This is a genomic window from Bacteroides cutis (assembly GCF_900241005.1).
Lineage (GTDB): Bacteria > Bacteroidota > Bacteroidia > Bacteroidales > Bacteroidaceae > Bacteroides > Bacteroides cutis.
In genome coordinates this window covers 274348-287309 of record NZ_OEST01000003.1, presented here as the reverse complement: position 1 = coordinate 287309, position 12962 = coordinate 274348, and the positions used below count along the sequence as shown (strand labels likewise).

The 12962-nt window shown below is 39.3% G+C and carries 10 protein-coding genes; 8 read left to right on the top strand and 2 right to left on the bottom strand.

Annotation, left to right across the window (positions count from 1 at the left end; genetic code table 11):
* The first annotated feature begins 188 nt into the window (after nt 1–188).
* The 8 genes from C1A09_RS08480 to C1A09_RS08445 all read left to right on the top strand — a co-directional run bounded on the left by C1A09_RS08480 (nt 189) and on the right by C1A09_RS08445 (nt 7347).
* The gene (locus tag C1A09_RS08480; RefSeq protein WP_010992345.1) at nt 189–1067 is read left to right on the top strand and encodes a helix-turn-helix domain-containing protein; all 879 of its coding nucleotides are present in this window, start codon (nt 189–191) and stop codon (nt 1065–1067) included.
* Nucleotides 1068–1184: 117 nt separating this feature from the next.
* On the top strand, nt 1185–2300 hold the full coding sequence (locus C1A09_RS08475; RefSeq protein WP_022276607.1) for a tyrosine-type recombinase/integrase: 1116 nt from the start codon (nt 1185–1187) through the stop codon (nt 2298–2300).
* A 169-nt stretch (nt 2301–2469) separates the two neighbouring features.
* A complete protein-coding gene (locus C1A09_RS08470; RefSeq protein ID WP_057097645.1) occupies nt 2470–3315 on the top strand; it encodes a hypothetical protein in 846 nt (281 codons plus the stop codon).
* Nucleotides 3316–3414: 99 nt separating this feature from the next.
* Nucleotides 3415–3789, top strand: coding sequence for a helix-turn-helix domain-containing protein (locus C1A09_RS08465; protein ID WP_032587042.1), 375 nt, complete (start codon nt 3415–3417; stop codon nt 3787–3789).
* A gap of 2 nt (nt 3790–3791) precedes the next feature.
* Complete coding sequence (locus C1A09_RS08460; protein ID WP_057097644.1) at nt 3792–4862, top strand: AAA family ATPase; 1071 nt, start codon at nt 3792–3794, stop codon at nt 4860–4862.
* A 313-nt stretch (nt 4863–5175) separates the two neighbouring features.
* The gene (locus tag C1A09_RS08455) at nt 5176–5595 is read left to right on the top strand and encodes a plasmid mobilization protein (protein WP_057097643.1); all 420 of its coding nucleotides are present in this window, start codon (nt 5176–5178) and stop codon (nt 5593–5595) included.
* Complete coding sequence (locus C1A09_RS08450) at nt 5592–6803, top strand: hypothetical protein (RefSeq protein ID WP_057097642.1); 1212 nt, start codon at nt 5592–5594, stop codon at nt 6801–6803. Before C1A09_RS08455 ends, C1A09_RS08450 begins: the two co-directional genes overlap by 4 nt.
* 4 nt (nt 6804–6807) lie before the next feature.
* Nucleotides 6808–7347 (top strand): hypothetical protein, encoded by a 540-nt coding sequence (locus tag C1A09_RS08445; protein ID WP_171030127.1) that lies wholly within the window; start codon nt 6808–6810, stop codon nt 7345–7347.
* Between the two features lie 120 nt (nt 7348–7467).
* On the opposite strand, the gene C1A09_RS08440 is transcribed toward C1A09_RS08445, so the two are convergent.
* On the bottom strand, nt 7468–11088 hold the full coding sequence (locus C1A09_RS08440) for a YobI family P-loop NTPase (RefSeq protein ID WP_057097641.1): 3621 nt from the start codon (nt 11086–11088) through the stop codon (nt 7468–7470).
* A gap of 53 nt (nt 11089–11141) precedes the next feature.
* Nucleotides 11142–12962, bottom strand: a complete 1821-nt coding sequence (locus C1A09_RS08435) for a GmrSD restriction endonuclease domain-containing protein (RefSeq protein WP_004300582.1) — start codon at nt 12960–12962, stop codon at nt 11142–11144.

The following is a 12962-nucleotide window of genomic DNA, read 5'->3' as shown; positions in this document are numbered from 1 at the left end:
TAACACTTTCCAGTCCGTATTTGGAGATAACGGTTTTTATCCATATTTTTCTATCATATTTCTACCGCGACAGAAATTCACGGTTAGCCCGAATGTCACAGTGACGCATTAGTTGACGTGTGTTGACAATGGTTTACATGTGTAGACAAAAAGGGAAATAAAAAAACAGAGAAAATGATATAGGAAATATGGAAGTAAAGAGAATTTGTCAATGGTGCGGAAAACCATTCATCGCACAGAAAACAACGACCTGTTATTGTAGCCCTCAATGCTCGAAGCGAGGTTACAAACATCGTATCAAGGAGCGCAAAATGGAACTGCGCCATATTCAAGAAATGCAGGAGCTGCGCTCCAGTCTGGAGAAGCAGGAATATTTCACTTTCTCGCAGGCTGCCCGATTGATGGGCGTAAGCCGTCAGTACATTTATAAATTAGTCAAAGAGGATAAACTTAGAGCATCCCGAATTAGCGGAAGAATGGCTTTGGTAAGGCGTGCAGACATAGAGTTAATGCTCAAAAGCAAACCTTACGAACGACTGGTTGCAAAAAACGACTTCAACATCTCCGAGTATTACACCGCCGAAGAGATTGCGGAAAAATATAAAGTCAACGCCAAATGGGTGTGGACTTACACACGGCAACATAAAGTGCCGAAGGTGAGAATACGCCAGTTCAACTATTACAGCAAGAAACATATCGATGCCGCCTTTGCCAAATACGAGGTGGATTCCGACCTTACCGAATGGTACACACCGGAAGAGATTCAGGAGAAGTACGGCATGACACGTGTCGCCATCCGTTCGCAAGTGTATCGGAACAACATTCCCTCCAAGAAAGAGCATGGGCAGATATTCTACTCAAAGCTCCACTTCGACCTCTCGAAGAGTTCCGAACAGGAGAGCAAGGCGGAATACTACACCGTCAAGGAGGCGATGGAGAAATTCAAACTCTCTCGTGATTCAGTTTACGGTATTCTGCAATTCCATCAGATCAACCGTGAGAAGAACGGACGATTCGTCAGATTCCTGAAAGTGGAGTTTGACCGGGTAATGGGTGTCCGCAAATAGTCTAATTTATGGCTATCCGTAAATTATTCAAAAAATTAATCCCTGCTGTAGGTAATCTGCATGATTACATTATAGAGTTTCGCCGACGAATTAATAATAACCATAAAATATAACATTATGCATGAATGCAAGACTGTGACATTAAGGACACGTCCGCTAAAAGGCAGGATGATGTCTTTCTATCTGGATTATTATCCGGGATATCGAGACAAAGAGACAATGAAAGTTATCCGTCATGAATCGCTTGGTATTTATATCTATGCCAATCCGAGAAACAAACGTGAACAGAATTTCAACGAGGTAATGACCGAGAAAGCCGAAGCTATCCGTTGCCGCAGGTTCGAGTCGGTAGTCAATGAACGGTATGACTTCTTTGACAAGTACAAACTCAAGGCAGACTTTCTGGAGTATTATCGCAAGCAGCTCCGTAAGCATGACCAGAAATGGGAGTTTGTCTATCTGCATTTCAATAACTTCGTACATGGCAAATGCACCTTTGAAGAGATTGACATCGACCTCTGTAACAAGTTTCGGGAATATCTGCTGAGTGCCAAGAAGCTAAGGCGTAATGGACGTATCACACGGAACTCCGCATCAGGATATTGGTCTACTTTCAGAGGTTTCCTGAAAATACTCTACCGTAATGGGATGATAAAGACCAATGTCAATGACTTCTTGGAAAAGATAGAGACAGAAGATGTAATGAAAGAGGCCCTGTCTGTTGAGGAACTGTACAAATTGGCCGAGACACCTTGTAAGAAGCCTATTCTGAAAACGGCATCGCTGTTTTCCTGTATGACCAGCTTGCGTATCAGTGATATTCTCTCGCTATGTTGGGAAGACATCGTGGACTATTCTGCCGGTGGGAAATGCGTACACATCATTACGCAGAAGAACAAAGCGGAAGACATCATTCCCATCAGCGAAGAAGCATTGGGATTGATAGGTTATAGTTCTGAAAAGAAAGGTTTGGTATTCAAGGGACTTATGCGTAGTTGGACGCAAATACCGATGAAAGAATGGATTCGTTCTGCCGGAATTACCAAGAACATAACATTTCATTCATACCGGAGAACATTTGCAACGCTACAAGCAGCTGCCGGGACGGACATCCGTACCATACAGAGCATCATGGCGCACAAGAGTATCACCACCACGCAAAGGTATATCAAAGTCGTGGATGCCAACAAACGTGAAGCCAGTAAGAAAATTACCCTGACACGACAAGACTGACAGCTGCTTTGTCCCCGATTTCTGCGGTCAGAGTATGATTTTAGGTGAAAAATCATACTCTGACCGTGATATTTAGCATGATACGTGGTAACTATCAATCTTTTTATTGCAACTATCTGGAATATCGATTATATCTTTAGCGCAAAACGATTCCAAATACTTGCAGACCATGACGAATAAAAAACAAATTCAGACTAAAAAGATAAGTTTTATCCTCGCACTGTCCGTTATCATTTATGCGGCCATAGACACTTATCTTTTCCTTTGCCATGACATCAATATCATGCGCATAACGACTCCTGTCATCCTTAAACTGGTAATAGCTATCATATTGTGCGGACTCCTGCACAAATTTTTCTATAAATGGCTGACAAAAAATCCTATCAACTTCTCTTTTGGCGAGCCATCTACCCCTATTGTAAAATCAGAGAACGCCATAGAATCTATGGATGCTACTGAAACACTGTCTATCGAGCAATCGATGGGTTTGGCTGAACAGGAGTGTCCTCCGTCCCAACAGTCAAATCAAAATACTGTAAACTCTGATTGTCCGCAAGATTCTCATTTGAATAAATATGATTCCATATTGGTGGAACTCAAAAAGAAAGAAATTGAAAGGCAAGCGGAAATTATGGATGCGATTCGGGAATACGTAACCGTCAAGACTGCCCCCTATCTCTCCAAAGAGGATATTGCCACCCTCATTTCCAATATAGAGCATATGGCTTACGGTCAACCTGAGTCATATAAACCGATTCGTTCCAATATAGACAATCCGCTGAGGTCGCCGGGGCTTCGCCATTTGGCATGGAATGTCGGTGAACGCTTGGGAGTGCCCTTAGCGAAAAGAGCCGTTTTTATCAAGAAATCATTTCCATACGAACTCGTAAACGCGACCCTTGAATATCTTAAACTTAATTTACGGGATAATGTCTCAAGCCAGATTCCCATTGATGTACCAGATAAAGGCGACTATCGCTTCCATTTAGATGTAGATAATGATGACTCGCAATAAAAAAAATATGCAGACGAAATAATTAATCCGGTCTGTATTGTTCTGCAAGGTTTCATTGAGTTGGTTCGCAGCATGTTAAACGATTAAAATAGTCATAATATGGAAAAAGACCAACTGACATTCAACGACCTGCCGACTGTGGTAGGCGAACTATGCGACAGAATCGCAAGTATGGAAATCCTGCTTACGGAGAAACTTTCCAAGCAGTACGAAACCAAAGAGAACACGCACGTCCCCATGACCGTACAGGAGGCTTGCAACTATCTTAAAATGCCGTTGTCGACCTTTTATTACAAGGTCAAGAAGGACGATATTCCGGTTATAAAACAAGGAAAGCATCTCTACATCTATCGTGACGAACTGGATAGATGGCTGGAATCTTCCCGGAAGAATCCAGTTCCGCAAAGTTTCGAGGACGAGAATGAGTCCTTGCTCGCCTCCCATCGCCGTAAACCGAACTCTAAAAACTGGTAGCGATGGAAAAGACGGACACTATTATTCTTTCTCCGGAAGAATTGGCCGCTTATATGGCGGAGTCAACAATAAGCGTAACAAGTACATACGAACACTCCCCGGTGATTCTGATGGTGGACGATACTGTTATCGGAACATTGGGAAACTTCAGCGCTTCCATCGGGAAAGCCAAAAGCAAGAAAACTTTCAACGTTTCAGCCATTGTCGCATCGGCATTGAGTGGCAGCACCGTTCTTCATTACCGGTCTATGTTCCCTGAGAATAAGCGGAAGATTCTATATATAGACACAGAGCAGGGGCGGTATCATTGCCAACAGGTATTGAAACGCATCTTACGTTTGGCCGACTTGCCGGAATACAAGAATCCGGATAATCTGATTATGCTGGCTCTGCGCAAGTTTTCCCCTAAACTACGTCTGGCGATAGTCGAACAGGCCATTGGCACAATACCGGATTTGGGATTGGTCATCATAGATGGCATTCGTGATTTCCTTTACGACATCAATTCCTCCAGCGAATCCACCGACATCATCTCCAAATTCATGCAGTGGACGGATGACAGGCAAATCCATATCCATACCGTCTTGCATCAGAACAAGAATGATGAACATGCCCGTGGTCACATCGGCACGGAACTCAACAACAAAGCAGAAACCATCATGCAGGTCGAAGTGGACAAAGAGGACAAGACTGTAAGCGTGGTCGAAGCCGTCCATATCCGTGACCGTGAGTTTGAGCCTTTCGCCTTCCGCATAAACGAGGAAGCCATGCCCGAACCAGTAGAGTCCTATCTGCCAAAAGAGAAGAAGACCGGACGACCAACCAAAGGACCGTTCGATCCAGACAAGGAGATTCCAAAGAATGTACATCGTCCAGCATTGGATGCCGTTTTTGCCAATGGCAACATCAACAATTACGATGATTATATAGAACGCTTGAAAGAGGGTTACGGATTACAGGGTATAAAACTCGGTTATAACAAGGCGGTAAAGGTCGCAACATTGCTCAGCGACAAACAAATGGTTATAAAAGAAGGGAAAGATTATGCCTTCAATCCAGAATACCATTATTGAGTTCAACTTTACTTTATTGTTGGGGCGTATATATAAGAATAAAGCAAAGTCGGAGGAAGACATCATGTGAGATATTCATATTCTCCCCTCTTTTAGAGACTCGTATCATCCTATGTTTCCTATCCGAGTGCCAGTTCACTATACACATCCGATATGGCTTGCCGTGAAGCATCAACAGGTAACTGTTGCGAGATATGCCAAGGTATAACCTCACTGCGTTACGGTTGTACATTGGCGCTCTCGTCTGCTCAGTTCCCTCGCCGATGCGGTACTCGCAAGCTCGCACCTATTCAACCATTATAAAACGATTCAAATGAAAGAAGATATTAACAATACATCGGACTCCTCGAAAGAAACCAGAAGTGTCTTTATCGGAGCTAAAGTCACTCCTACTCAGAAGGAGCATATAAAATCACTGGCCGGACAATGCGGCATGACCGTAAGTGACTACATATTATCACGTGCGTATAACTTCAAGCCCAAAGCGAGGCTCACGAAAGAAGAAGCGGTATTGTTACAGAATCTGGACGATTGTCGGTCAGACCTCGTAAAATACACCTCCGCCCTACACGGAATGTCCACAAAGCAACGCATGGTAATGTTCAATCAGATTCCGTTCATGGTCGGCTGGCTTAAGGAACTTGGCAATGTGGCCGAAAATATCTGCCAGTTCCTGAATGCAGTAAAAGAGAAGAATAAAATTCCGTCCAACCCTAAATCCGAAGAAGAATGATTGCGAAAGCCAAAGCCATATCGCACGGCATAAACGACCTCCGTTACATTACCGGCGAATCACAGCATAAGAAGCATCCGGAGAAAATTTATCGGGTATTGGACAATCTGTTGCCCTCAGAACCGGACGCTATGGGGATATGGAACTCCATGCAGTTGACCCTATCCCAACATCGACCGATAAAGAACTCCGTTATCAGAATCGAGTTGAGCCCATCGCCCGAACATACCCAATTCTATGACATCGAAGATTGGCAAAAGCTCTGGCAGGAATTCGCCGAGGAGTTCGACAAACAAGTGATTACCGGCAAGGATGGAAAAGTCCGTTCCTGTCCGACCAATTTGGCGGGTAGCAAATACTCGGTTTGGCTTCATACGGAATCTAAAGGCGAAGTTCCCCACCTTCATACTGCGGTTTGCCGTTTGGATGAAGACGGCAATATCAACAACGACCACAACATTCATCTTCGGGCGCAACGTGCTGCAGAGCGAGTGGCAAAGAAACGAGGCTGGACGACTGCGGCACAAATCAGAAATCGAAACATTCCACAAGTGAACCGAGACTGCATGAATGTATTGAAAGCAATGCCATCGTGGTCATGGGATGAGTACAAGAATGCTCTTATACGGAAAGGTTATACCGTCCATGAAAGAGAGGACAAGAAAGGTATTCTTCGTGGATATGCCCTCATGGATGGAAACACCAAATACAAGGCTTCAGAATTGGGAATCGGCAGAAACCTGATGGTCTCAAAACTTCCTGCGACATGGAAGAAACTACACCATCAGCCAGCTACCGTCATTAGAAATAATACTCCCCAAACCGTTCAACAGGCAGCGATACATAAGGTTAATCCTATTGACTATACCCAATATCTCACATATAGTCAGGATATGATTTCCTATACCCTCAGCCATGAAGGCAAAGATTACAAATTCTATATCCCCAAAAAAGTACTTGACTGCTTCAATGACGAGTTCGATTACAGGTTCGTTTCCAACTGTCAGGAACTTACCGATATGGCGGTAGCTTTTTTTGTCGGGTTGCTTGAAACGCCGAATGTTGCAACCGGAGGTGGTGGCGGAGGTTCGCAAAGCGAGCTTCCGTGGAGAGACAAGGACGAAGACGACTTACAATGGGCACACAGATGCGCTCGTGCTGCCAGTCGTTCGTTAGGAAAGAAACCGAAAACAGGATTAAAACGATAAGTCTATGAAGCCAAACCTGAAAAAGAAATTCGATTTTTCCGTAGAAATGAGTGAAGCGGAATCCATAAAAGCCACTCCCAAGAATGAATATCTGGAGGAAGAAAAGCGGTTACTCGATATCAACGCAAGGGAACTTGCCAGCCTGAATGACAACGTGTTCAAGTTGAGAACAGAAGTTGAAAATCTGTCCGGCTCTATACGTGAGTGCAAACCTATCATTTCTAAAGAAATGCAGAAATTAGCAGTAGAATTCGGTGCGACCCTTCTATGCAATTTTCTCAACCAGATTGAGAGCAAATGTAAGGAAGCCGAGCGGAGAATAAAGAAAGCCGACAATGCCATCCCCATCCCAAATACGGCATTCTACATTTTGATTATCATTGTAGTTGCTCTATCTTCCTTTTTCATGTGCATGATAGTGGCTAATGCAGCGATTTTGCATTCCGGATTGATTTGGAAAGCAGTTATCTGCTGTATTCTCATTGCCGTTTTAGGAATTGGTATAGCGTTAATAGTACAGAAGTTTTTGGATAGAGGTAAATAAACGAAAAGTCTCAATCGGATAGGATTACTATTGGTTGAGACTTTATTTTATTCGTTATCAAACAATCCCTTTTCTTTCCATAACTTTAGTTATAAATTCCTCTATTCTCTTGCATTTGATTTAGTGATTACGTTTATGACTTACACGAAGTTTATCATCATCTTCTCTATATGATGAGATATATCCAATAGTTTTTAGCTTCCCTAAAAGCATTTCATTCATGTGATTATTTTCTATAGTAGCCTTTTTTGATTTATCTGTAATACTTCGATAAGAATCGCCTAAAGACTCTATTAATTCTGTCACAATGTCAAAATCATCTCTATACTTTTCAACCAAGTCTATCAAAAAAGACAATCGCTCTGGCAAATTAGTAGAGGCGACCAAAATGTTCTTCTCTATGTCATAATCAAATTTTTCAATATTGTTTTTCAACACAGGAAGAGTAATATTTGCCAATTCGTTATCCCACACAATATGAGGAAGAAAATGTTGAACTACACTTAGAGCTTTTTCACCGATTACTCTTGGATTTTTCATAAGATGCTTGTATAGCCTCATATCTGTAGGCAACTCCTCTATTTCTATAATACACTCATCCAAATACTTATCTACATAATAAGTAAGTACATCACTATGATTGTCTCTAATTGTTGTCGTATAATATGTGCTATATGGAAGCATATCAGCACAAAGTAACGACTTAAAATGAGCGTTATCTACACTGTTAATATCCGCATCCTTAAATGTAACTCCATCAAAGATTTTGACAAGTTTATCGTATACCAAAATTTCAAAATCTGATGTCAATAAAGCACTGTGTGCCAGTAGTTCTTTCTGAGTATCATCCAATTCAGATATATCTGTTAATTCATCAATATGTTTGGTAATGAATATTCGCAAACTGGAAATCATTACATTATTCTGACTCTCATAAAATGCATATATCTCAGGCCATGCTGGTATAACTATATCAACTTCAATAGCGAACTCCCACTGTATATTGTTAACATCGGAAAGAGAAACTTTATTCTGTTGCCCAGAAAGGTATTTGCGTTTTGTGTCCTCTGTTATATCCTCAGAATTAATAATTTCAAGAATAATTCCCACACTCTCTTTTTTTGCCGTATCTGTAATAAATACATTATTTAGTGCATTGTCAAAACATTCATCTATATAATCTGATATAGATTTAGCTGATTTACAGCTCCTCAGTATTGTAACATTTAAAGGATAATTATCCAATGTTTCCACCCTCTCATTTCGATAATGAACAAATGCGCATACAACATTTTCTGGTGTCAACATATATGCTTTGTTTTCTACAACATACTCAAGCAAACACCTAGACTCTGCATCTATATCTGTAAAAATCAGTTTTCCATTCGACACTATTTGTTTGATTGTATCAAAACCTATGAGATCTACTCTATGAGATATAAATGCGAAGTGTTTATTCAACCAGTTACGACTTTCTTTGGTGGAATGGTTCAATTCGAGGAATCGTAACCAAGACTCGAATAATTCATCGGAATTCTGTTTCACGAAGATCTTCCATAATCCATCAACGATACTGCCCAAATGGTTGAAAAGCGAGCTTGAATCTTCAACTGATTTATAGAAGTCAATCAAAAAGTCCCACTTTTTATTATGCATAATAACTTGTGCTATCGAATGAAGTTTTGAGTTATTTGCTTCTTCAAGATGCTGACAAATACAATCGACCACCTGAATATTCAATATACTTACATCGTTGTAACATTTATCAGGAATGTTTTTTACGCACTGCCCTACTTTATCTATATGATAGTCATACGGCAAACTATGCCGAAGTTTTAATTCAAGGATAAAATCATGGTCGTGCTTATTAATTGACTTACCAAAAAAGAAAGATATATAATCAAAGTAATCTTCATTTATAAGTCCTTCTTTCAAGAAAACTTCAAGCATTTTAGAGACATTGAGTTCACTAAAAATTTTATGCGTCTGCATATCAACATCCAGCAACAGTTCTTGTATTGGAGTAGCATAATGATTATTACGAGATAATTCTAGTATTTTGATTTGTTCACGATATCTTTTTTCCCCTTCTCGCAAGGCTTCTAATCGCTCATGGTAGGTAAAGGTAGAATTAACTATTTTCTCTATTTGACTGAATTGAATATTGCAACTATCTTCAGATGTATCATAATAATATCTAACACCATAATATGTGTTAGTTTGATGCCTCTTAAAACATTGATATCGAAATGAGGATTGCGATATAAAGGAATTAAATAACGTTTCATTTTCTGCGATATCTTCAAGAGGTATAAAATTGTTTTCGACAAAAAACAAAAAGGCATTATTTTCATTTTGTTTTGATAATTTTCTACGATACCCTTCAATATAAATCAGCCTTAATTCTTTTTCTTGTATGGCATGTGTCGCTTCTAAAGATTGAAGTTTTTTAGTTATTCCATTAATACGCTCGTCAATCTGTCTATTGCGCTCAACCAATAATTCACTTTTCTTATGCAAACAATCATACAAAACACCCTTTCCTTTATGCAGATCAGCAAAATCTTTTGGATGGTAGTTTTTATATACAATCATTGCAAGAAGTTTGTTTTGATCAAGTTTCTCATCAAGTTTTTCTCTATATTGGGCATATTCATTGACAATATTCTTCAGTAATCTCATATCGTCAATGAAAAAAGCCAAACTGTCTATTACCTCGACATTAAGATCTGAATAGCCTTTTATCTCTAGTTCCTCTTTCAGTTTGTCTGCCGAGTTTGAAGAATTGATTATTGGGATTACAGTTGTGATATAATCAAAGAATTTAGTACGTTCTTCATCAAAAAACATATCATCTTTAACCGCATAAATGAACGTAACTTTACGCCCCACAGAGTTTGACTGATTCAAGAGTTGATTTACCTCTCTTAACTTAAGAAAAATATCCGTATTATCAAATCTATCTAAATCTTCTATAATCACAACATTATAATCAGTAACCTCAAAGAAATAGACAATCTCATCCATGTGCTTATTGAAAACGGATGTATCTTCTTTGTTTTCTTTTAATTCAATCTCTCCATTCTTTAGATTTAACTTATTCAGTTTACTATTACTCAATGATTTGACAGTCTTTTGAACGAATATTATTGTTGCAACAAATATATATGATAGAGCAAAAATATCAGACCATTTATTTAATACTGGATTACTTAAGCGATTGCAAATCCAATCCACCTCCAAAAATGATGGTTCAAATACAATAATTAAGGCAACAATATAAAATATTATTGCAAAAGATAAAGCATATTGAGCCCAAGTTGATTTATGATAAATCCTTTTTAATCTGGAGTTATAAAGCGTCTCTTGTTTTTCTTTATAAATAAGTTGTTGAAGAATGCTGTATTCAATACGATTATTCATCGTATCAATATCTATTTTATTCTTTTTATCATCTAATGGTGACTTTAGTGTAGCAAGAGATATTGAAAGATATTTGTATTTACGATAGTCTTTCATCAAAGAGCGAAGAATGGAACTCTTACCGGATCCATAAGGACCAGTAAGAGCAATGTTCAAGATGTCTTTCTCTTCTAGTTTTCGTGCAAGATTCAAAACACTCCTATACTGCTTCTTATCACTTTCACTATCACGATTAAGCAGAGCAGGAGTTAATGATACTTGTTTATCATCCTCCATCGAATTATTTGCACATATTTTCTTCCAAAATCTCCAGTTCATTTATTTTCAGCTATTTATTAATCATATTTTTCTAGTTTGTTACAGATTGCTATCTATATTAAAGCAACACCAAATTCACGGATTGTTTCTTCGCTATCTCTTCCTGAGACAGATTTGCCTGTCGCTTGCTCTATTCTGTCAAGCAATTGTTTTGCTCGATCTATGAAATAAGCATTGAAATCATCTAATGCAAGATGAGCATAACTTACCTTATGTGACTCTATAGCTTCCTGTATCTCAACTTGTTTTAATCCCTTATTTGCCATAGTTCCAATATAGGTACTTGGTGCATGTCCTCCTATTGAACGATTGGAAGATGCATAAATTGGAGTCTTATTAATGACTGAATTCCATTTTATACGTGGAAGGTTATTTTTCTCGCAATAAGTTTGAGGGAATATATGATGAATATCAGCATCTTCATCAATGTAAGATGCTATATCCATACGATGACCTGTCATAAAATCAAGTGGTGAATCTTGTAAGATAAGTGCCATAACACCTTTGTACGCTGCACTATTCCTAGTCTGCATGGTCAATAAACGAGTTGGTTGTATATTGGAACGATATACAGTCTCTGGCATTTCACCACCTTCCATCCAACGGAATACGCCCATTATATCAGTTGCAAATCTAGCTTCATTGGCACCCCCATATAGTTCACCCATTACGCCACACCAATACCAACGAGACAATAATTCCTGTTTGCTTCCAAGATGCAACATTTTTTTATTTTCGTTGTCGTATGCAAAGATTGCAGCAAGTGGAATAAGTTGTGACGAATATGGAAGATCTCTGGAACGGAAAATCCCCTGATGTACTAAGAAATCAGCTGCATCACAGAAACCTTTAATCAAAGCGTCATGATACTTCAAATAATCTTTCAATTCAAGCCTAAGAATGTCTTTTTTCTTACATGTTACAGCCACACGCTCATCATCACCTGAAACCACTCTTTTATAATATGATACCAAAAGAGTCATTGCTGCCAAAAAATTAGCACCAGTGATTTCTTTCAATAGCTCGCCATTTACTTTTTGAGCAAAAATATGACGAATGGTCTCCCAATCTTTTCTCAATTCATGTCCTTCAGCAGCAAATGTAGCTGTGACGAGTTCGAAAACCGTAAGAGGTACACCACCAGTGTTTACATTCTCAAAAATCTGGCAGACAGCTTCTTTCGGGGTTTCTTTATCAAGCTGAATTATAGGTATGTTATACTCTAAAATTGGGCGAAGAATCTGCTGTGAGAAATCACGGAATAAATTTCTATACTCTCTATCACCTTTGTAATAGTCTTCCATATCATAATGCCAATCTTCCGTATCATTATGAGAAAACGTAATATTCAAGGGAAACATCAGGTTCTCAAATTCTTTCTCTCTTGTGGATAAGTCCAGCGTTACATCACGACCAATATTTGTTGTAAGCTGTTTCTTCTCTGATACAGATATGATTGCTTCCAATCTGTCCGCAGTAGAGTCTAGACATTTACGAATATCTAGATAATAATAGCGTTTGATAATTGTATCTCGATTGGTCTCTAATCGAGTATTAGTTGCTTTCTTACTTTTCAAGACCTGATATAAAGTTGTGAGTCGCTGTTGTCCATCGAGCACAAGCCACTCAGGTGTAACTTCTGATATAGAATCCACACCTTCAAATGTGCGATACTTAAAACGGATATGCTCACCACCATTAGCCAAAAACATCGCTGCACCCATTGGGAAGCCAGATGTGATACTTTCTATTAGTTTACATATCTTCGTGTCATCCCAAACCCAACTACGTTGAAAGTCGGGTAATTGAGCCTTACCTTCTTCAACCATTTTTAGAAGGTCATCAAGTTTCTTATCGTGTGATTCAACAGCCAT